At 49.1% G+C, this 22,563-nt stretch carries 14 protein-coding genes; 8 read left to right on the forward strand and 6 right to left on the reverse strand.

Annotated features, from left to right (window positions below):
* The first annotated feature begins 130 nt into the window (after positions 1-130).
* Positions 131-1,591, forward strand: coding sequence for a membrane-bound lytic murein transglycosylase MltF (mltF, locus tag AAC007_RS04245; protein ID WP_296434041.1), 1,461 nt, complete (start codon positions 131-133; stop codon positions 1,589-1,591).
* 34 nt (positions 1,592-1,625) lie between these two features.
* On the opposite strand, the gene tadA is transcribed toward mltF, so the two are convergent.
* Positions 1,626-2,108 (reverse strand): tRNA adenosine(34) deaminase TadA, encoded by a 483-nt coding sequence (gene tadA / locus AAC007_RS04250; protein ID WP_339674767.1) that lies wholly within the window; start codon positions 2,106-2,108, stop codon positions 1,626-1,628.
* Positions 2,109-2,234: 126 nt separating this feature from the next.
* Positions 2,235-3,068 carry an OmpW family outer membrane protein gene (locus AAC007_RS04255; RefSeq protein ID WP_339674770.1) on the reverse strand — a complete coding sequence of 278 codons (834 nt, stop codon included), beginning with the start codon at positions 3,066-3,068 and terminating at the stop codon, positions 2,235-2,237.
* A 609-nt stretch (positions 3,069-3,677) separates the two neighbouring features.
* On the opposite strand from AAC007_RS04255, the gene AAC007_RS04260 reads away from it, so the two are divergent.
* Together AAC007_RS04260 and AAC007_RS04265 are read left to right on the forward strand one after the other, a co-directional pair.
* Positions 3,678-4,586, forward strand: coding sequence for a LysR family transcriptional regulator (locus AAC007_RS04260; RefSeq protein ID WP_339674772.1), 909 nt, complete (start codon positions 3,678-3,680; stop codon positions 4,584-4,586).
* 54 nt (positions 4,587-4,640) lie between these two features.
* Positions 4,641-4,958, forward strand: a complete 318-nt coding sequence (locus tag AAC007_RS04265) for a LuxR C-terminal-related transcriptional regulator (protein ID WP_339674775.1) — start codon at positions 4,641-4,643, stop codon at positions 4,956-4,958.
* A gap of 167 nt (positions 4,959-5,125) precedes the next feature.
* Here the strand turns inward: AAC007_RS04265 and AAC007_RS04270 are convergent, their stop codons facing one another.
* The 3 genes from AAC007_RS04270 to AAC007_RS04280 all read right to left on the reverse strand — a co-directional run bounded on the left by AAC007_RS04270 (position 5,126) and on the right by AAC007_RS04280 (position 9,254).
* The gene (locus tag AAC007_RS04270; protein WP_339674778.1) at positions 5,126-7,405 is read right to left on the reverse strand and encodes a mechanosensitive ion channel domain-containing protein; all 2,280 of its coding nucleotides are present in this window, start codon (positions 7,403-7,405) and stop codon (positions 5,126-5,128) included.
* A gap of 492 nt (positions 7,406-7,897) precedes the next feature.
* The gene (locus AAC007_RS04275; RefSeq protein WP_295871504.1) at positions 7,898-8,632 is read right to left on the reverse strand and encodes a MauE/DoxX family redox-associated membrane protein; all 735 of its coding nucleotides are present in this window, start codon (positions 8,630-8,632) and stop codon (positions 7,898-7,900) included.
* Positions 8,633-9,035: 403 nt separating this feature from the next.
* Positions 9,036-9,254, reverse strand: coding sequence for a hypothetical protein (locus AAC007_RS04280; protein WP_296434047.1), 219 nt, complete (start codon positions 9,252-9,254; stop codon positions 9,036-9,038).
* 729 nt (positions 9,255-9,983) lie between these two features.
* Here AAC007_RS04280 and AAC007_RS04285 point away from each other — a divergent pair.
* The 5 genes from AAC007_RS04285 to katG all read left to right on the forward strand — a co-directional run bounded on the left by AAC007_RS04285 (position 9,984) and on the right by katG (position 20,807).
* Complete coding sequence (locus AAC007_RS04285) at positions 9,984-12,437, forward strand: penicillin acylase family protein (RefSeq protein ID WP_339674782.1); 2,454 nt, start codon at positions 9,984-9,986, stop codon at positions 12,435-12,437.
* Positions 12,438-12,561: 124 nt separating this feature from the next.
* Positions 12,562-12,738, forward strand: coding sequence for a hypothetical protein (locus AAC007_RS04290; RefSeq protein ID WP_339674784.1), 177 nt, complete (start codon positions 12,562-12,564; stop codon positions 12,736-12,738).
* Between the two features lie 1,089 nt (positions 12,739-13,827).
* Positions 13,828-17,046, forward strand: a complete 3,219-nt coding sequence (locus AAC007_RS04295; RefSeq protein WP_339674786.1) for a mechanosensitive ion channel domain-containing protein — start codon at positions 13,828-13,830, stop codon at positions 17,044-17,046.
* Positions 17,047-17,578: 532 nt separating this feature from the next.
* On the forward strand, positions 17,579-18,499 hold the full coding sequence (locus tag AAC007_RS04300) for a hydrogen peroxide-inducible genes activator (RefSeq protein WP_008249783.1): 921 nt from the start codon (positions 17,579-17,581) through the stop codon (positions 18,497-18,499).
* A gap of 94 nt (positions 18,500-18,593) precedes the next feature.
* Entirely contained in the window at positions 18,594-20,807 is a 2,214-nt protein-coding gene (katG, locus tag AAC007_RS04305; RefSeq protein WP_295871491.1) for a catalase/peroxidase HPI, read from the forward strand.
* Between the two features lie 88 nt (positions 20,808-20,895).
* Here the strand turns inward: katG and guaA are convergent, their stop codons facing one another.
* The gene (gene guaA, locus AAC007_RS04310; protein WP_339674794.1) at positions 20,896-22,479 is read right to left on the reverse strand and encodes a glutamine-hydrolyzing GMP synthase; all 1,584 of its coding nucleotides are present in this window, start codon (positions 22,477-22,479) and stop codon (positions 20,896-20,898) included.
* Between the last annotated feature and the right edge of the window lie 84 nt (positions 22,480-22,563).

The following is a 22,563-nucleotide window of genomic DNA, read 5'->3' on the forward strand; positions in this document are numbered from 1 at the left end:
CCTCGATCGAATGGGATTAAAGCCGGCCATTGTAAAGGATTTACGCGAGAATTTTTATCCAAAATAGTCTTTATGGTGCGATCAGTCCCATCCCGATACAATTGGCCCCGAATCCACTGGAGCGCCACACTTGCCAGCAAGCCGAAAAACATTACGATTTCTAGCAATATGGCTAATTACAGCGTGCTTCGCGCTCGTTGCCATCGTGCTAAATAGTAGTAAAGACAGCAGCGACAATCTGCAAAGAATTCGTGATAACGGTGTTTTACGGGTACTTACCCGCAACGGCTCTACCACTTACTACGAATCTCAAGGTGCGCCAGCGGGTTTCGAATACCAACTCGCCCTCGCTTTCGCCAACCACCTCGACGTTGAATTAGAGATAATTCCCGTAGTTAGCCTCGATGACGTATTTAGTGGGCTGGTAAACAACCAAGCCGATATCGCGGCTGCAGCTCTCAGCATTACGCCCGCACGACAAGAAACCTTACTTTTCGGCCCAAGCTACCTCAGCGTAAAGCAGTATTTTATCTACAACCGAGACGTAAATAGCCCAATGAGCTCAATAGAAGACCTCATCGGCAAGCAAATACGGGTAATTAGTAATACTGCCCACGCCGAGCAACTCAAAACACTGCAAAACGAGCACCCGGAACTGACGTGGATGGAAAGCCGTGATCTTGAAACAATTGACTTACTAGAACAGCTCGCGGACGGCCAAATTGATGCAACCATCGTCAACTCGACCGAATACTACGCAAACCGGGCATTCTACCCCAGCTTTCGCATCGCCTTCAGTGCAGGCAAACCACGCAAATTAGCATGGGCAATGGCAGCGAGCCCTGCAAACGCGAGTCTGATAAAAGAAATGACCATTTTTTTTAAAGGCATCACCGAAAATGGCAAATTAGCCCGTTTAATTGATCGGAACTTTACGCTTAACGAGCGGCAAACCTTTATTAGCACCCACACCTTTCTGCAAATGAAGGAAGAGCGCCTGCCCGAGGTAAAGGGAATCATTGAGCAAGTAGCTATTGAATATGATTTGGACTGGCGCCTATTGGCCGCAATCAGCTACCAGGAGTCGCACTGGGATGCCAAGGCGCGCTCTCCCACCGGAGTGCGTGGCATGATGATGCTGACACGATCGACTGCACGCGAATTGCAGGTAGATGACCGTCTCGACCCCCTGCAGAGCCTGCGCGGTGGCGCCCGCTACTACAAAAAGCTCTATAGCCGTATACCGGCGGGAATAGAAGCTCCCGACCGCAGCTGGTTTGCCTTGGCGGCGTACAATATTGGCCTTGGCCACGTCGAAGACGCCAGGGTCATTACGCAAAAACTCGGCGGCAACCCAAACCTTTGGAATGATGTAAAAGAAAATTTGCCATTGCTACGCCAACAAAAGTGGTACAAGCCATCAAAATACGGCTATGCCCGCGGTGACGAAGCGGCGCGCTACGTGCGCAATATCCGCGATTACTATTCACTGCTAACCTGGGATGAGCTTAATCGCTATCGCGTTCCACCACCTCGCATTGTTTCCGATTACCTACCAGCCGAGTTAAACCGCGGTTTTGACGCACTCTAAATAACTCTAGCGGCCGTCCCGCACCGCGACCAATTTAAGCGAGCTTGTCACGCTTCTTTTCCGCCCTGCGCCGAGCAAAAAAAGCCTGCACAATATCACTCGCCTCATTCGCCAATACGCCGCCGCACCATTCAACCCGATGATTCATTTGCGGCTGATCAAACAATTGCAGATGACTACAAACCGCGCCTGCCTTAGGCTCGCTTGCCGCAAATACAACTCGTGCAATACGACTATGGATGATAGCGCCGGCGCACATTGCACAGGGCTCCACAGTCACATACAAAGTTGCCTCAGGAAGACGATAGTTCGCTGCGGCTTTTGCTGCGTGACGAAGCGCGACAATTTCAGCATGAGCACTTGGGTCGACCGTACTGATTGGCTGATTAAACCCCTCACCAATCACGACCCCATCACGCACAATAACAGCCCCCACTGGCACCTCGTCTTTAGCTTCCGCCTTTAATGACAAGAGCAAGGCTCTGCGCATCCAGTGTTCGTCGTTAGGAGTTTCCATGGTAAATGTGAGCGCCCCATCAGTGATATGCCTCGACCGCAAATAGGTGTCGGCCGACTATTATGCCACAAGGTGTAAAACATACGCTGTGTTCATACCGCCCCAAAACAACTCGATACAAACTTATTAATCGCCGCCCCAGCGATAAGCAATCAGCACAGACGATACTATCGGGTTCAGGTCAAGTTTGCTGTGGCTTTCGGAAAGGCGGGTGCCATCAACCGACGTAATAGTAATACTAGACGTAGTCTCCAGCGCCAAATAAGATACCGATAAAGACAAACTCCAACGGTCGTCTAATTCCAGCGCTAAGCCGGCATTAAAAATTGGGGCTACATCGGGTTTCGCATCGCCATCAACGCGGGTATTAACATCACTGCCCGTTGCCAGCGCCAGCACCGAGCCAAAATTTTGAGTGAGATTTTGTTCGAAGTTTCTATTTAATTCTATCTTGTCAAACCACGTATACGTTACACCCAGACCAAGATAAGGGCGCAACTTTGCATCCACATCGCGGAAATACCACTGGGCAAGTATCGCGGGACTCCACTGCCGCACTGAAGCTAGGGGATTATTCTGAGACGCTCCAAGATCAACATTGACCAGAGCGCCGGTTAATCCCGTTGGTTGGACATCGCCTTGGCCGGACAAGTCAAACTCGGCGGGAACGCCCCCCTCCAGTTTCACAACAAGATGATCAGTCAAAAAATACGACACTGTCAGCGCCGGCGTATTCGAATCATTTACAGAGAGTGAAGTACCCGGTGAGCTAAACTCTTGCTCTATTCCCAAAACATTACCCAGCAGACTGGGGGCAAGTTTTGTATTAAGCGGCGTACTCGACTCCTGCGGTGACAGAAAAAACCAACCTCCCTGAACGATTACGTCACCCGCCTTAAGCGCCTGTGCCGTCGGCGCCGCAATAGCAAAACAGCACCAGCACCAATTCCGAAGCTTCATTCTCACCCCCGAGCCTCTGCCTAAAGAGCTGATTGGGCGTCATATTGGCAAAGACTGAATATTTGCGAATCATCTTATTCAGACCGCCTACTTAGAAATGGTTTACTGGAACACCAGGATTTTTCATTTTTCTATCTCTACCGCTACCGGGCGCATCGACCAGACTAGGTCAATCTGACCGAGTCAATCTGACCAGGTCAATCTGACAAAAGTCATACGCCGCAGCCTCTCACAGCAAGGTCTGCTCAGCACACACCCTTCTGCGCCCGCCAGACACGCAGCATTTGATTTAAAGGGCTGCTAATCCAACCTGCACTTATTGGCATATAAGCATCGCTAACATGCTACGTAACGATTGAGATGAAAGAACACACGAGTCGCCGATCGAACATCTTTTAGCGACTCACTATTGCTGGACTTGGCAAAACTGCGCGTTTATCCTGCTTATCCCCCTTAAACGGGGGGGTGGGGAGAAGTAACGGCGCCTTGCGAGATGGCGGCACAAGCATTCCAAAATGATAAAAATCATGGGGTAGAAGTACGATTGTTTAATGTCGATCCTCAAAACTTAAATAGATCCACGGATAGCAAATCTGAGTTTTTCAGCAAATGAGTAATCAACACCTTCCCTCCCTGAATCTGATTCGTGTTTTCGAAGTGGCGGCTCGTCGTATGAGCTTCAAAGACGCGGCGGACGAGCTCTTTGTATCGCCGCCCGCGGTCAGTCATCAAATTAGAGCTCTTGAAGAAAACCTCGGCGTCACGTTGTTCAAACGGGCAAACCGGAAAATCACGCTGACCCCTGAAGGCAAACGCTATTACCTGCACATTAAACGCGGACTTGACTTGATTCACACCGCGACCTTGGCTGTGCGCAAAGAGAAAAAGCAACGGCGCTTCGTGATTAATACCCTGCCCAATATTGCGAGCCTACTGCTATTTCCCAATATCCATGAATTCCAGGCGCAACACCCTGAATTAAACATTCAGATTGATTCCGACGTATCGAGAATCGATTTAGAGAATTCTGAAACCAATGTAGCCATTCGTCACGAATGTGGTAATGAGCCCGAGCTGACCTATCATCCGCTAGTGCAAATTGCCCTCACGCCAATCTGCAGCCGCAGCTACCTTGAGCAACACCCTAAACTACGCAACGGTGATTTCCGCAACTGCCGCCTCATCAAAATCTCGGGTGACACGTATCAGTGGCCGCGCTGGCAAACTCAATGGAACCTGCTACCAGACACCTCAAATGAGCTCGTTGTCAGCACCGTACAAGCCAGTATCGAAGCTGTTAAAAACAATATTGGCGTAGCGATGGGCTATCTCCCCACGGCGCACCAATTCATGAATAAAGACGACGACCTTGTGCTCCCCATGCCCGACAAGGTGACTCCCCACGGCGAGTGTTTTCTGACTTACTGCAATAGCAATGCTGACGACGAGATTATCAAAGCCTTCTACGACTGGATGGTAAGAATCATCGCCGAAGAGTGGAAAGATAAGAAAAACTAACCCGAAGTGTGGTAACTTTTCATTTGTCAGCCCCTCGTTTGCGGGGGATGATACTTGGCAATCGCAAACGCAAAAGTGATCGCCAAAATGCCCTTAGACAGCCACAATCCAATACAGCAACAGCTTCAGGCCCTTCCACTCACACCGCGTGAACACGATGTCCTGAGGGAACTCGCGCAGGGCAACAGCAATAAGACAATTGCAAAAACCTTATCCATCAGCACTTATACGGTTGACGGGTATGTGAAGGACATCTTCAGGAAGCTGGGGGTTCGCAATCGTTCTATGGCTGCCGTGGTCGCTTTTCATCACGGCATGCTGGAAATGACATCTCCGGCGCGCATCGCTAGTCGAAATGAAGCTCGGGCATAAAATGGCTACATAACGGCTATCATTTAGTCGTTCTAGTCACCGCCCCGGCAGAAAAATCCCGCGCCCCAAGTCAAAAATCCGAAGCTTCCGCGTTACGCCAATCCTAACAACACTATAAATAAGGCCGCGCAAAGCGCGACCTCATTTATGGTTCAACGCAATTCGACTCAACCGCCCTGGGTATCCACTACCTTAGCGTCACCGGCAAGGCGAATATTCCCCGCAGGGGCAGATCCATCCTTATCCTCACCAAAATACAAGGTGGTGTGCGGAAAGGGTATTTCGATACCCGCTTTATCAAAATACATTTTCACTAGGCGGTTATAGGCTCGACCCACGGCCCACTGATTACCCGGTGTCGTTTTGATAACAACGCGAATATTCACCGAACTGTCTGCCAAGGCGACTACGCCAGCGACGTTGAGTGGCGCCAACACGTCATCTTTAAACTTCCCTTGTTTTAATTCTTCGAAAGCGGCTTCAAGCTGAATAATCGCCTCATCAATACTTTCCCGATAGGCAATGCCATACTCACCCACGTGATTGCCAAACTCTTTGGTGTAGTTAGAAACCGCGTCGACCGAGGAAAACGGCACGATATGGTAGGTGCCGTATAAATCTCGCATCGCAACAGATCGTATTCCAACCCGTTCTACCGTTCCCGAATTACCGCCTACAGAAATAAAATCGCCGGTGTTCATCGCATTTTCAAGCTGAATAAACACCCCGGTAATCACATCCTGAACCAACTTTTGAGCACCAAAGCCAATCGCCAAACCCAATACCCCGGCACTGGCAATCAGCGGCGCGATATCCACGCCAATTTCAGACAGCACAATCATCACCGTCACAACGATAATCGCGATCGCGAGTGTGGTATTGAACAAGCCCAGCAAGGTCTCAGCCCGCGCAGCATCGGCGGGCAGCGTATTGTCTTTTGGCGTTAAGCGGTGTTCGATTACACTGGCCAAAACCACCCAAACCAGAGCGGCTGCAAACATGATAATTATAATGTCAACTAAGGCAGAGACCGCTCTCGCACCCATATCGCTGTTATACCAGGCACCAAGGTCGTAAACCGCCCACACATCCAAGGTAAACACCCCGACCGCGATCAGAATCAAGCTGCGAGCAAGCTTTAAACTTTTAGGAACATAGGTATTGACCCTAGCCTGCAAGCGCGGCATACGTGTATTAAGTCCTTCTGAAAAACTAATTTCTTTACCTATCAGCTGCCCAAGTACCACCGAGAACAATAAGCCGCCACCCACGAGTAACAAGGTTTTAAGAGTTGCGATGGCGACAAAGGGCAACGCGGTTTCAGGGTGCAACACGCTGACCACAAAAACAGTGGCAGCGTAAGCAATAGCAAGTAAATGCCAAAGTTTTGCTAGCACCCGGAAAATGATAGCCAGCGCACCGCTGCTAACCTCGGCGCGGCAATTCAATCTGTCAGCAATACGTCGGCGATTTTTCAAAATAACCACCGTTGCGTATAGGGCCGCAGTAAAAACAATTAATGAACTGACACCCGAGCCCAAATTCGGCGAGATATTAAAGTTTAAAATGGGCACCAACACCAACACCCCATAGCCGACAAAACCGGCGATTCCCGCGAAAAAGCGATTACAATATGCCGCTTGATCAGCTGTTACCGGCACCAATCGCAGGCTAGCGTAGCGCTTGGCAAACAACATTCTCAGCACTACCTTTACCAGCTCAACAATCATAAAGGCATTAAGGAAAAGCGCTAGCCGAGTCGCCGCAGTGGCGTTGTCTTCAGCTAAATAATTACTAACAGCCCCACCACCTGCGTAAGCCAAAACCACTGCCAGCACATCGACTAGCCCGGCGATTACCACCGCAACTATCGTTCGCACCATGGTGAATTTTTCAGACCCTCGACTCACCCATAAACTTAGTCCCTGAAAAGGCCGCGCCGCGATTGCTCTAAAAACAATAAACAACATAAAGGTGACTATAATCACCCCCGCCAATTGCCCAGCCGCACGTAACATTTTATCCCGATCAGCTTGGGACCCAACGACAATCGTCTCTTCGTTGCTAGAAAACAGACTTTGGGCCGCCGCTACCAGCACCCCAAGTTGATCATTCAAACCACTGGCGATACTTTGGCTGGTCGCCGCCAATCGCCGGGCAAACGACACCTCGTTTGCGCTTTGACCACTGGGAGCTTGTGCCGCAATAGCATCTGCTGACACCACTTCCGTATTGGTTAGCTCCTGCGTTACCGGCTTATTTTCAAGACCCCGAAGTTCTTCAATTAATACATTTCTAGCATGTTCATTTTCGAGCATGGCGGCGAGAGCACGATAATCAACGGGCTCTGCAGCAGGAGACGCGGCCAAGCTCACAGACGGACTGGCGCAAATTAGCATAAATAAAATTGTCGTTATGGCCGCTTTTTTTACAAAAACGCTTCGCACACTCTCGCTCCTTGTTTCGTCATTTTTAGTTGCCGTACAGGGAGATGTAGCTATATTTGTAGGGGCGCCCCACACTAGCCAGAGCCACAGGGTAAAGCAGTCAGTCTTAAATCTCCCCCGCGCACCGCAGCCGAAAAGCTTGGCAGAATCATCTCAAATGCACATGTTCAGTCAGGCGTAGCGCTTTACACGCAAAAGAACTAAATTGCCTACGAATACACTGCTAAACCCGATCACAAGAATTGTGACCGAGCAAAGACGAGCTTGTTCCTAAATAAATATTAGACGTCGCAGTAAGCGATTTAATTGAAGAAAATTGTGCAGTGAAAATTTTTACCTTAAATTCCAAGCATCACCCGCAAGGCGGTACTTCCATTTTCATCAAGGTCTACTTGACCGAGCCTGCTATCTTTTATCATATTGAAGATAATCAAATAAGATCGATCCTCTGCGAAAACAACACGTTGAAAATCAAAATACCGGTAAACCTTGTTACACTCGCAAGAACATCCAAATACCTGCAAACATCATGAACAGGTTTTCGGTTAACGACACCAAACCTAGCGGCACACTGCTATCGCCACCTACGCAAGCGCACTTTAACTCTCGCTTATCAATATAAACCGCCTTGATCACCGACACCGCACCCACCGTGCCTATAAAAAGTGATATCGGCGCAAACAGCCAAGGCGCGACTCCACTCAACATACCCAAACCCGCGTAGGCTTCCGCATAAGGGTAAACATAGGCATAGGGCACATAACGCATGGACAGTAAATCGTAGGTCACAAACTGATTAGAGAACGCCGTTACATCCTGCAGCTTCTGTATAGCCAAGACCAGCATACTTAAACCCACAAACCACATCAGCGCGATGCTTGAAACCAACGTTCCGGCATGCGCCCAGCTCAACGCTAACGCGGCTAAGAAACAGGAGCCAAAGATAGCGATCACCGGCTTATAGGTAGTGCCCTCGCCGCCCTCTTGGGGCAAATTCAAATATTCCCTGAGATCGTCGTAGCCGCCAATCCGCTGTCCATCAATGAATATCTGCGGTGTTGTATCAACGCCGTGCGCCTCTTTAAAAACGTCGGTTTCCGCGCGAGAGGTCAAGGTATTATCGTCCAGCGCAAAACCCATGCGCTTAAGAAGATCTCGGGACTTAATGCCAAATGGACATAGATGATCAGCGGTTGCCATCCGATATAGGGTTGCCTTCTGCGCCATATTCCACCTCTCGTGCGATTCGTAAAGTATCGGACTAGCAGCCATAACGCTAAACGTGACTGTACAATTTTATCCTCTCGTATAATTCTTCCGACAAGCCGGGACTGGCAAGGGTTCAATCGCTGACCAGCAAACAGTCAGCATTTATTAGCTACCAAAATGGTTTTGTAGTGATCAACGAAAGTCGATTTAGCGGTAATTTCAATACGACAATTTCACTCAATTTTTTACACCTGCGCGTTAAAGTTATTAAAGGATTCAAAGGTGTATACGTCACTAACTGACGTTGACGCCTTCGCTAGTGACGGCTGATACTCAAGCACCCTCTCTAATACACCTATCTTCGTACTAGCTACAGAGAGCTCTAGCTAGCAACGTAAGCACATAAAAACGAGTCAAAGGGTTACGCTGAAACCACCAGATACGTAACACCCCAAAACGCGCAGATTTGATCAAGCTCGGTCAATAGCTGCGGGGTTTGAGGCGTCGCTACCGACAAAAAAACGCCGTCTTTTTGATCCACGACTTTTTGGAGCCCCTTTATCTCCGACAGTCTTTGATAAAAAGCATCTTCGTCAGTTAGACATTTAAAAACCGGAGCTGTTATCGATATTTGGATCATTAGATCTCCTTCAGCTCTCACCTTTTGCGAACATCCGCGCAACGATAGAATATAAGTTTCTCTATAATCGTAAGATCTCCCATACTCTGCAATATCAAAATAATAGCAATCCGCAATTCTAGTATTGCCAGCTTCGATCTCAGCTAAGCTTGATAAATTAAGCTCTGCAACTCACAGGCAAGTCAGAACATAGAGCCCTTTACCAAACAAACAAAACAGCCTATTGCCTTAGGCCAAATGATTGGTTTACGTCATCTAGCAAAAACAAAATAACGTACAAGGAAGCTTACGAGTAGCACTGCTTAATCGATTGCCTAGCGCAACCTAGTCAAAAGGGGCATCACTCTTTGCTTGCCTATCGGTATAGAAAGCACACTTGTGCTGTATAACAAGGAGAGAATGAATTTGACTACACCGGGAAGGCGACCTTTCTACACATTATTTAACGTGACATTCGAAATTAGAGCGGCGATTATAATCCTTATAACAACAGTCAAATTGACCGACTTGCGCGCGGCACCACTTGTTTCACTAAATAAAATTCACAAGCGTCGATATAATTTTCCACGACAATGCCAATGCGCAAACTAACTTTTAGCAAAGCAGCTTAGTAAGCAAAATTTGCGAAGTATCCTGAAATAAAAAGATTCAATGATGCTAAAACGCAAGCCAATACACTGAGCTACACTTACTAATTGATTGTATTAATTTCTCTGAGGGAGAACCGACATGCGTATTTACGCGTTAATAATTACCTGCATCGGCCTATTAATCGTGAGCGGCTGTGGCGGCGGAAGTAGCTCTCGCGGCGCGGATAGCGGCAATGGTGGTGATGGCAACGGTAGCCCACAGTACAACGTGGAAGTGCGTCGCACATCCTTCGGCATCCCTCATATCAAGGCCAGTAATTACGCCAATATGGGCTACGGCTACGGCTATGTTCATGCACAAGACAACCTCTGCGTACTGGCTGAAGACCTGTTAACCATTCGCGGTGAACGCGCCAAATATCTGGGCCGCGACGGCACTTACACCATTGTGGCTAATGGCTCCACAGCCAATAACGTCGATTCAGATTTCTTCTGGAAGTTCATCGCCACCGACGCAGCCATCGCGCCACTAAAGAACAGTGATCAAGAGGCGATCGACGCCACTAAGGGCTTCGTGGCTGGCTATAACCGCTACGTGAAAGAGCTTAACGCTGGCGAGCACCCCGGTCGCCATTTGGCGTGTCGCGATGAAGCCTGGCTTACGCAAATCAGCGCCGACGACATGTTCCGCCGATACTTTCGGCTTACGCTGCTGGCCAGCTCATCTGTGTTTGTAAATGAGGTCTCTCAGGCCAAACCACCGGGGCCAGACAATCTGCCCCTTCCCGTTGACCTGGACGATATTCTCGCACTGGACCCCGGGGCCTTGCCGCTCTCAGGCGGACTACCTATTGGCAGTAATATGTATGCGCTAGGGCCCGATGCAGTCAGTGAAGAGTCCCTACTATTGGGCAATCCACACTTTCCGTGGACAGGCACCGAGCGTCTCTATTTGACGCACTTAGAATTACCCGACGCTGAGATTATGGGCGCGTCCTTGTATGGCGTGCCTGCGGTATTAATCGGTTTCAATGAGCATTTTGCCTGGAGTCATACCGTCTCCACCGCCTACCGCTTTACTTTTTACGAACTGACCCTGAACCCGGCAGACCCCACTCAATACCTCTATGACGGCGAAATGCGAGATATGGAGGCGAGCGAGGTATCGATCGACATCTTAGAAGACGACGGCACAAGTACTAGCGAAACCCGCACATTGTATCGTTCGCATTACGGCCCCATGCTTGAACTCGCGGTCTCAGGTGTACCAGTGCTTGAATGGTCCCCCCTTAAGGCGTATACCCTGCGCGACGCAAATGCTGAAAACGACAGTCTTATGAACCAGTTTTTTAGCTGGAACAGGGCGCAAAGCTTTGAAGAGTTTGTTGAACTGCACGGCAGCGTTCTCGGCGTACCGTGGGTCAACACCGCCGCCACCGGCCCCGGTAAACCAGCCTATTACGGCGATGTCACTGTCGTCCCCAATGTCTCCGATGCCAAGGTCCAGACCTGTGGTGCTCTGCCATTACAAGCCGTGCTGGGACAGCTAATGCCCGGCTTACCCATCCTCGATGGCTCGCGGTCAACCTGCGAATGGGACAGTGATGAAGACGCTCCTCGGCCGGGCATTTTTGGACCGGCAAATCTCCCCAAAATCACTCGTAATGACTGGGTCCACAACTGTAACGACAGCTACTGGGTCAGCAATCCTGCAGAACCACTGACTGGCTTTGCCGCCATCATTGGCGATGAAGGTACCGAGCGCACCCTGCGCACCCGGCTGTGTATGCAGCAAGTCATCAAACGTCTGGATGGCAGCGATGGCCGCCCCGGCGACCGTTTTGATTTGGAAACATTGCAGGAAGTCGCGCTGGACAGCGCCGTTCTATCTGAGCAGCTCGCACGCCCGTCGATGCTGAGCAGCTATTGTGCCTTGCCGTTGCCACTGCTAAGCACCGGGGGTGCATCGGTAGACACCAGCGCGGCTTGTTCAGTACTCGCGACGTGGGATGGCAAAAATAATCTAGATTCCGTCGGCGGGCATATCTGGCGTGAATTCTGGCGTAACACTGGTGGACCGTTGCCGATCGCCACCCCTATCGATGACCTCCTTTGGTTAACGCCGTTCTCCGCTAGCGACCCGGTTAACACCCCCGCCAGCCTGAACGTGCTCAATCCCATTGTGGCCACCGCCTTCGCCGACGGCATACAGAAAGTCCTCGATTCATCCTTCGAACTGGATACACCGATGGGCCAAATTCAGCACTCGGGAGTGCACGACAGCATCATCCCCATCTTTGGCGGCGAAGGCTTTGAGGGCTCATTCACCATTGCCAACGCGCGTAGTGGTGGACTAGAAGAAGACGGCTACAACATCACCTATGGCAACAGCTATATCCAAACTGTTACCTGGGATAATGCCGGGAACCCAGTTGCCGAGGGCTTCATCACCTACTCCCAGTCTGCCGATCCAGCCTCGCCGTATTATAAGAATATGACCGAGGCCTATTCCGCCAAGCAGTGGATCAAATTCCCCTATTTAGAAGCAGATATCGCAGCGGACACCGTCGAAACACTTAATTTGTCAGAATAAATGTGATGGCATACGCCGCTAACTAAAATACCAGGCCGTCAATGAACACACCGACGGCCTTTTTAGATCGCATTTAGCAGCGTGTCTACTGAGCCAGTAAGCACGCATTCAAAGTTTTATGCACATGACCACAGCGCTTTTTCAGATGGTCAGCCACGCCCTACTGCGACTAGAATTGAAATACGCGCATCAGTATTTTGTTATCAGCCCCGCGGCGAATTCGACCTATAACAACCTGCCCAATATTGTGAGCTTACTGCTATTTCCCAATATCCATGATATTCCAAGCAGAACACCCTGAATTAAACATTTAGATTGATTCCGACGCATCGAGAATCGATTTAGAGAATTCTGAAACCAATGTAGCCATTGGTCACAGCAACAGCTTCAAAGCCTTCCAGTCACCCCAAGTGAAAACGATGTCCGAAGGGAACTCGCGCAGGGCCGCAGCAATAAGACAATTGCAAAGACCTTATCCATCAGTACCTATACGGTTGACGGGTATGTGAAGGACATATTCAGGAAGCTAAGAATTAGAAATCACTCGATGGCTGCCGTGGTCGCTTTTCATCACGGCATGTTGGAAATGGCATCACGGGCACGCGCCGCTATGCAGAGCAATGCTAGAGCGTAAACGCTGCCGCCTAGGCGGTTTCACCGACTAAGGCACTAATACCCAATTCGCCGCCATGAAAACAATGTTAAGTCCCACGTAAGGCAATCGCATATTTGGAAACGACCCCGTGTAACGCTTCCATATCATCTGGCAGGTAACAGAGCCTGTGAAGGAATTTATTACATAGGCTCTAGGTTTTAACACCGCTGATTAGATCATCGAGTTAATCGTCGATGCCAGAAAAATAATACCCCGTGCATGATGCAATTTTCATCCACTGCTGGCATTTAGGATCAAGCAAACACCTAATTCCTCCCGCCCTTCCCTGCCTGATATAGGAAGATACGAGGAGCCAAAAAATAAAATTCAAACGAAATTAGGAAATGAGCAGATTAACAAGCCACCAAAGTTCGACAATTACCCTGCGCCTTCACTCATTTGTGTACGCGTCGGCTTTCATTTCTGGTAACGTCAGCAATGGTTTTTTTATGTAAGAGCTAAACATCTGTTTTCCGGTAAAAAGGGATGGTCATATCTATTTTTTACCCGTTAAGCTAACCCGGCGCGTTAAACACGCACTGACCACCGAAAAGGCAGCGCATGTTATCTCACACGCAACATCATAAAGTACCTAAACAAGCTTTGCTGCTTTTAAGAAAAGCCATATTGATTATCACAACAGCCGTCAAATTCAAGGCCTTTACCTCCAACATAAGTTGCAAGTTCATTAATACTAGACGTCAATCGCAACACCTTTTATTAAACATACTAGGCGTGATTTTCGTACTACTGAGTATTACCGCAAGCCCTAGCTACGCTGCGCAGGCAAACGCGTCGCAACGTATCAATGACATCAAACTTCGACTGAACGCCGCTCAATCCTCCGAGACACTCAATGCTGAGCAACGCGACTTTGTTGTTCAACTCTACCAAAAAACGATAGATAATCTGACGCAAGTAACTGAGGATCGCAACCAAACCCAGGGTTATATAGACCAAGTAGCCAACGCCACTTCCCGCCTCGCCGATATTCAACGCCAACTCGACCAAACGCTACCGCAAGCCGATACTAGCGGCAAGCTCGCTCTTCTGGAAAAGCGTTTGCTCAACCAGCAGGCAAGCTTACTGGAGCTACGCAGCGAAGAAACCGGCATAAATGCCCGGATTCTGACCGGACAACAAGACGTATCGCTCCTTATTGAGTCTGCGCTACAAAAACAATCGACCGCCGAAGTTCAATTAGCAGAACGTCCAGAAAGTGAAACAAGCGAGCTCGCGAAAGCACGTAGAGCCTTTAACGCAAGCGAAAGCGACGCTGCAAATGCCCGTGTTGAATTATTGCGCCAGCGATTAATTTCCAGAGATTCACTACTCGAAATTCTGGATCTTCAGCAACGCTTAGTGGTACGCAAAATTGATATCGCCAATCAGGCCATAGGCAAGCTGCAAGACGCGGTCAGCAGCGCCCGCCGCAATCAAGCGGATGCTGTCGCCGAGCGCGCCCTACAACACCTAGCGCAATTGGAGAATGCCGAACCAGACATTAAGGCCATTGCCAAAGACAATGCCGAGCTCGCAAGCGATATTGCCCAGATCACCGCCCGCACCGACGAATTACTCAATAAACTGGTGGTATTGCGCGATGAACGCACTTACGTCGAGCGCTACGCCAATAGCATGGCGCAGCAACTTGCAATTACCGGCGCAGACCGCCTCTCAAGCTTAGGGGGCGATTTACTGGCGCAGCGCCAGCAGTTTTTTCAGCGTTCGGCCCTAACGCTAAAGCCGAAAGCCTTAAATGAAGAACTCGCCCGCGCGCAACTAAGCAAACTTCGACTCGAAGATCGTCAATATTTAATGACTAAGACCGAGCTTAGTGGTCTTAACTCGCAACGCAAGGAATTGCATGACCAACAAACTCAGTTGCTTCAAGACGGCATCAAGATATACCGACGCTACATAGAAGCGATCATGATTACCCGCAGTGAAAACATTGCCTTAACAACAAAAACCGCTGAATACGTTAAACTTCTCAATTCCCGTTTGCTGTGGATTCCCAGCGCTACGCCACTGTGGGCCCAGCTAAAACGCGCCCTGGAGCAGGACTCACCGTGGCTAGACAGCTTACCGCAGTGGCAAGAAAATACATTATCGAAAAACATACAATGGGATAATAAATGGCAACTTTTTTTACTTGCCATTCCGGGACTGATTCTTTTACTTAAACCACGGCTGCTAACCCTGTTAAAAACACTGGCCACCAATGTCGACAAAGTCAATCGAGATCGATTTTCATACACTGCCGCGGCATTATTCATCTCACTCGTCCTCGCATCACCGGGCCCCTTAACTCTCGGCTTTCTAGCAATCTTAACGTCTGAGGGCGGCACGTTTACCCAGCAGATTCACCAAGGCCTGAAAAATGCGGCTGGACTATGGTTGTTGCTAAATATATTTAGGGAAATATGCAGGGCTGATGGCGTTGCCGAATTCCACTTCAAATGGCGCATCGACATACTCGCCGTCACCAGAAAAAACTTAACTTGGCTCACCATTACACTGGTATTTGTATCGCTTTTTATCCCCATCGCAGACCACAGTAGCGATGGCAACACTATTATTAGTCAGCTACTTTTCGGTATATCTTCGCTGGCGCTGGCTTACGTCGCCCACCGCGTATTGTGGAAACTTTTCCGTTTTAGAGACCGGGTATCTCGTCAACAAACCACCGTTAAACACATCGCTCACTCGTTGGCTGTTTGCATTCCCCTGATCCTGCTAGGGCTCTCTTGGTACGGCTATCATTTTTCGGCACTCATGATTCAAAATAAGCTTTTTATCAGCGCCTGTTTACTGGCTTTGCTCTTTATACTTTACTCGCTCACCTTACGAATATTCTCGGTAATTGAGCGGCGTATGACCCTTGAACGGCTGCACCTCAAACGGCAAGCCGAGCAAGCACAAAATGCATTGCGCCAAGCGGCAGATAACGCCGGCGAAGGACTACCCGAAACCATTGAAGCAACAGAATACGATATGGACACGATTAGCCAGCAAACCAGAGGCTTTTTGGGTTTATTAGCTGGCGTTGCCGCAATCGTTTTAGTCTGGAGATTATGGGCAGAAATACTACCGGCACTAAGCATACTCAATAATATTGAACTGTGGCATGTAACAGGCGACAACCCCGCGATGGGTGACAAGGCGATCACCCTTGCCGACGGCATAATAGCCATCATTATGATGACGCTAACCTACCTGGGGGCGCGCAATTTACCCGGCATTTTGGAAATTTCGATCTTACGTAAACTGCAACTCGAAGCCGGTAGCAGCTATGCCATCACCACGGTGGTGAAATATATTATCGTGATGGTCGGCATTATCGTTTCGCTGAATATAATCGGCGCTCAATGGTCAAAACTACAGTGGCTCGTCGCCGCGCTAGGTGTCGGCCTTGGTTTCGGTTTGCAGGAAATTGTGGCGAACTTTGTCTCCGGCTTACTCATCTTATTCGAGCGTCCCATTCGTGTTGGCGATACCGTCACCGTAGGAAATCACACCGGCACCGTGACTCGCATTCGCATACGGGCAACAACGCTCACCGACTGGGATCGCAAGGAACAGATAATTCCCAACAAAACCTTTATTACCGAGCAGCTCACCAATTGGACATTAAGCGACTCTATTACCCGGCAAATTATTAAAGTTGGCGTTGCTTACGGCTCCGATGTGATTGCAGTTCATAAATTGCTCTCTAAAGTCATTGAAGACAACCGCCGAATTACCAAAGACCCGCCGCCATCAGTCTTCTTTGTCGGCTTTGGCGACAGCAGCCTTAACTTTGAACTCCGCGTATTTGTACCCAGCTTGCTCGACATCATGCCCTTAATTCACGAGATTCACGTGGAAATAGAGGCAACGCTGAGAAAACACGAAATAGAAATTCCGTTTCCACAACGGGATATATGGATTCGATCAGAGGGCGAGCAATAGACTATGCGATGGCAGCGGCCAAAAGGCCGCTCGAGACTGGACTTATAAAAACGATTAAACTGAGTGCAGGTACTTCTGGTAATCCCGAACCCCAAAGTAGCGAATGGATTTTTTCTGTTTGATCTTTTTGGCGATCAACACTTCACCGCAATAGATTTTAAGAACCTGTTTATCAGAATTAGTATCCACATCATAAGAGTGTGCAATATTCTGCTGTAGATTCTCAAATTCAGTTTTCATGATTAATATCAAGTTACTATACCCATACAAAATTAGCGCCCAGAGAAAATGCTATTCCTCTGTTATACCAGCCTTTAGACATTATTCAACGACTGCAACATTGGATTCCAAATTAACTTTGTAATGATTTCATAGGAAGTGGGCCTGAGTCCGTGACGATGAGTACCGCACCAATAACCTCCTCATCAATTAGCAAGCCTAGCGAATTTTACTCCGAGCCGACCTACTGTAAATTTGCGAATTTTTAGATTAACATTCTAAAAAATAGAATAACAAACTGGGCTACACAATAATGATCTCCATCAAACAGTTAAATTATGCCTTAGCGGTAGAAAAAACCCTTCATTTCAAACAGGCTGCTGAGATTAGCAATATTAGCCAGTCCGCCTTAAGTACCGCCCTACACGAGCTAGAAAAGCAGCTTGGGCTGCAAATTTTTGAACGCGACAACAAAAAAGTGCTTATAACCCCTGTCGGCAAGCAAGTACTAGATAAAGCCCGAACGATTATGTTGCACGTAGACGATCTGGAACACTTAGCCGACTCCCAGCGATTGCCGCTCAGTTTCCCCCTTACTATCGGCGTTATACCCACGGTCTGCCCGTTTTTATTGCCCAAGGTGTTACCTGTGTTAAACGAGCTGCACCCCCAGACCAAACTCAATATTGTTGAGGAGCAGTCTCATGTGTTGGTCGAGATGGTGCGCCGTGGCGATTTAGATGCAGCAATCCTGGCCTTACCCTACCCGGTAGAGGGTTTGCTGAGCATGGAGTTTTGGCAGGAAGACTTTTATTGGGTCGCACCAAAAGACAACCCCCTCACCCAACAAGAAGCCATTCATAGTAAAACCTTAAATCACTGCGAGCTTATGCTTCTTAAAGATGGGCACTGCCTAAAAGACCATATTCTTGAAGCCTGTAAATTACCTGAGCAGGCGGCCAACCAAGGTTTTGGCGCGACTAGCTTGAACACTCTTGTACAGATGGTCATTGGGAAGCTTGGCACCACACTCATCCCAGCAATGGCAATTGAGCAACTCATTGCCCAAAACGAAGAACTCACTGCAGTACACCTAAGCGACCCTGGACCACACCGGCGTATTGCCTTTGTGTTACGCCCCAATTACACCCGCATGTCGAGTATTGAAGCCTTAATAGCAGTGTGCAAAAGCGCCTTAGCCTGCGACAAAACGGCAAGATTAAAGCACTCATAAAACTGAACGTTATCTTCTAATTTTTGCAATTACCTCCCGCGCGATGATGCACTATATTTGTGCATTATCGATGTACGCTCTGGAGGGCACAATAATGAAACCAACATCCTTATTTACTGGCGCCGCGGCAGGTCTGACTCTGCTTGTCTCGCTAAACGCGGCAGCGGCAGACGTGGCGTCACCATCCAATCAATTTTGGTGGCCAGACAAACTCAATCTCGATCAACTGCGCTCTCACGACGCCAAATCCAATCCCTACGGCGAAGACTTCAACTACGCAGAGGCGTTCAAAAGCGTCGACATCAACGCGCTTAAACAAGACATTGAAAAGACCCTTAAAACCTCGCAAGACTGGTGGCCTGCCGACTGGGGACACTACGGCGGCCTGATGATTCGTATGGCATGGCACGCCGCTGGCACCTATCGCACGGCAGATGGCCGTGGTGGTGCAGAGGGTGCTCAGCAACGCTTTGAGCCACTAAACAGCTGGCCAGACAATGTCAGCCTAGATAAAGCCCGCCGTTTACTAGAACCGGTCAAGCAAAAGTACGGCCGCAATGTTTCTTGGGGCGACCTTATGATCTTGGCAGGTAATGTCTCGTTGGAATCAATGGGTTTCAAAACCCTCGGTTTCGCCGGTGGTCGAGTTGATGACTGGGAAGCAGATCATGTTTACTGGGGCGCAGAAACCAAATGGTTGGCCAATGATAAGCGTTACAAAGATGGCAAGTTAGAAAATCCCCTTGCCGCAGTACAAATGGGCTTGATCTATGTCAATCCAGAAGGCCCCAACGCCAACCATGACCCTCTTTCCGCTGCTCAAGATATGCGTTTGTCGTTTGGCCGAATGGCCATGAATGACGAGGAGATTGTCGCATTGGTTGCCGGTGGACACACCCTAGGTAAGGCTCACGGCGCCAAAAAAGGTGAATGCGTTGGTGCCGCACCAGCTGCTGCAGCGATCGAAGATCAAGGTTTTGGCTGGAAAAATAAATGTGGTAAAGGCAATGCCGAGGACACCATGACCAGCGGATTGGAGGGCGCTTGGACAGCCACTCCCACAAGGTGGTCCATTCTCTACCTCAGCAATCTAATGAGTTTTGAGTGGCAAAAAACGAAGAGTCCCGCTGGGGCCACCCAATGGACCCCCACGGATGCAAGCGCTGCCAATATGGTTCCGGATGCGCATATACCAGGTAAACGCAGCGCGCCGATTATGTTTACAACCGATATGGCGCTAAAAAAAGATCCGGGATTCCGAAAAATAATCGAGCATTTCCTAGCTAATCCAAAAGAGTTCGATGACGCCTACGCTCGTGCCTGGTTTAAGCTAACACATCGCGATATGGGGCCACGCTCTCGCTATGTTGGCAGTGAAGTACCGAGCGAAGAATTTATCTGGCAAGACCCCATTCCAGCAGTCGACTACACACTGATAGATGCCAAGGATACCAGCAAACTCAAGGTAAAAATCCTGAAATCTGGATTGACGATCCCGCAACTGGTCAGGACTGCCTGGGCATCAGCGTCTGTCTACCGAGACTCAGATCATCGTGGCGGTGCCAACGGCGCGCGCATTCAGCTGGCACCTCAAAATACCTGGGCCGCTAACGACCCCAAGGAGTTAGCCAAGGTGTTAAAAACCCTGACTAAAGTCCAAAAAGACTTTAACAAATCACTGTCTGGCGGCAAAAAAGTCTCCCTGGCAGATGTGATTGTGCTCGGCGGCGCAGCAGCCATTGAACAGGCTGCAAAGAAAGCGGGACACAATATTGAAGTCCCCTTCGCCCCTGGTCGTAGCGATGCATCTCAAACCCAGACCGATGTTGAATCCTTTGCCGTATTGGAGCCAAAGGCAGACGCATTCCGTAACTATTACACTGACGATGCCTACGGTTCACCAACAGAAATGCTGGTGGACAAAGCCGATTTGCTGACACTTACAGTGCCAGAAATGACTGCCCTACTTGGCGGTATGCGTGCCCTCGATGCCAACACAGGGCAAAGCAAGCTTGGCGTATTGACCACCAAACCCGGTACCCTGAACAACGACTTTTTTGAGAACCTACTCGATATGTCTACTGTTTGGACAAAGTCATCAACGTCAGACGGAGTTTATGAGGGGCGTGATCGCGCCACCAATAAAGCGAAGTGGACTGCGACACCGGTAGATCTGATTTTCGGATCAAACGCCGAGCTGCGCGCACTGACCGAAGCCTATGCTTCCGCAGATGGCGAGAAACAGTTCGTTAATGACTTTGTGGTGGCATGGGGCAAAGTGATGAAGCTCGATCGTTTCGATATGTAATCCATCACAGGCGCAAGTAATTACTGCCTGACATCGACTAAGCGGCGCGTAGAGCGCCGCTTTTTTTATCTCCTAGTCTGAGCTTAAGTTACTCCCACTCAATGGTAGCAGGTGGTTTACTGCTAACATCATAAGCGACTCGCGACACTTGTTTGATTTCATTTATGATGCGATTAGATACGGTTTCTAAAAGCTCATAAGGCAAATGCGCCCAACGCGCTGTCATGAAATCGATGGTTTCTACTGCGCGCAATGCGATCACATATTCGTAGCGACGGGCGTCCCCTACTACACCGACCGATTTCACGGGCAGGAAGACGGCGAATGCCTGACTGGTTTTGTGATACCAGTCTGCGCGGTGTAATTCTTCTAAAAAGATTGCGTCTGCTTCGCGAAGAATATCGGCATAGTCTTTTTTAACTTCACCAAGAATTCGCACACCTAAACCAGGCCCAGGGAAGGGATGGCGGTACACCATGTCATAGGGCAAACCCAACTCCAAGCCAATGCGGCGCACTTCGTCTTTGAACAACTCACGCAGTGGCTCGACCAAATCCATTGCCATATCGTCTGGCAAGCCGCCGACGTTGTGGTGGGATTTAATCACGTGAGCTTTGCCAGTTTTTGAGGCGGCTGACTCAATGACGTCAGGGTATATAGTGCCCTGCGCAAGAAAGTTAACGTCTTTAAGTTTGGTCGCTTCTTCATCAAAAATAGTAATGAAGGTATTGCCGATAATTTTGCGCTTTTTTTCTGGGTCAGCTTCGCCGGCGAGTTTGCTCAGAAACGCTTCTTCGGCGTCGGCGCGAATCACTTTCACGCCCATGTTCTTAGCGAACATGTCCATGACCTGATCGCCTTCATTTTTGCGTAACAGGCCGTTGTCGACAAACACACAAGTAAGCTGCTCACCAATAGCCTTATGCAGTAAAGCGGCCACTACCGAGCTATCGACACCACCAGACAAGCCCAATAATACTTTTTGCGTGCCGACTTGAGCGCGCACTTTTTCAATCGCGTCTTCGACAATATTAGCCGGCGTCCAAAGTGCATCACAGCCGCATAGCTTTAATACGAAATGTTCAAATATACGCTGTCCCTGAAGCGTATGAGTCACTTCTGGATGAAACTGCACACCGTAGAATTTTTTATCTTCACACTGCATCGCCGCAATTGGGCAAGACGGTGTTGAAGCCAATACCTCAAAACCTTCGGGCAAACGAATTACTTTATCGCCGTGACTCATCCACACGTCTAATAATGTTTTGCCATCACTCGAATCAAGATGATCAGCAATGTCCATGGTCAAGGCACTGCTGGTTTCGAGTTTGATTTGCGCGTAGCCAAATTCGTGTACCGGCGAGCCTTCAACCTTGCCACCCATTTGCTCGGCCATGGTTTGCATGCCGTAGCATATGCCTAATACTGGCACACCAAAATCGAAAACTTTTTGCGGTGCGCGGGGCGAACCTAGTTCCGTGACTGACTCTGGGCCACCCGCCAAAATAAAACCGCTAGGATTAAATTCTTCAATATCTGCGTCATCGATATCAAAGGCGCGAATTTCACAGTACACCCCAATTTCGCGAATACGACGGGCGATAAGCTGAGTATATTGCGAGCCAAAATCTAAGATCAAAATTCGATGGGCGTGGATATCAGGGATGGACACAGTGATTCTCTCTACAGGGCTCACAACGATTGTGAGCATAAATAAAACAGCAAACCCGCTGCGATAGCGGGTTTGTTAATTCGG

The sequence above is a fragment of the uncultured Zhongshania sp. genome (assembly GCF_963975605.1).
GTDB classification, from domain to species: domain Bacteria; phylum Pseudomonadota; class Gammaproteobacteria; order Pseudomonadales; family Spongiibacteraceae; genus Spongiibacter; species Spongiibacter aquimaris.

Bases quoted from the DNA above. Each gene is read 5' to 3' on its own strand.
- tadA (WP_339674767.1), bottom strand. From the start codon at position 2,108: ATGGAAACTCCTAACGACGAACACTGGATGCGCAGAGCCTTGCTCTTG.
- AAC007_RS04255 (WP_339674770.1), bottom strand. From the start codon at position 3,068: ATGAAGCTTCGGAATTGGTGCTGGTGCTGTTTTGCTATTGCGGCGCCG.
- AAC007_RS04260 (WP_339674772.1), top strand. From the start codon at position 3,678: ATGAGTAATCAACACCTTCCCTCCCTGAATCTGATTCGTGTTTTCGAA.
- AAC007_RS04275 (WP_295871504.1), bottom strand. From the start codon at position 8,632: ATGGCGCAGAAGGCAACCCTATATCGGATGGCAACCGCTGATCATCTA.
- AAC007_RS04280 (WP_296434047.1), bottom strand. From the start codon at position 9,254: ATGATCCAAATATCGATAACAGCTCCGGTTTTTAAATGTCTAACTGAC.
- AAC007_RS04285 (WP_339674782.1), top strand. From the start codon at position 9,984: ATGCGTATTTACGCGTTAATAATTACCTGCATCGGCCTATTAATCGTG.
- AAC007_RS04290 (WP_339674784.1), top strand. From the start codon at position 12,562: ATGACCACAGCGCTTTTTCAGATGGTCAGCCACGCCCTACTGCGACTA.
- AAC007_RS04300 (WP_008249783.1), top strand. From the start codon at position 17,579: ATGATCTCCATCAAACAGTTAAATTATGCCTTAGCGGTAGAAAAAACC.
- katG (WP_295871491.1), top strand. From the start codon at position 18,594: ATGAAACCAACATCCTTATTTACTGGCGCCGCGGCAGGTCTGACTCTG.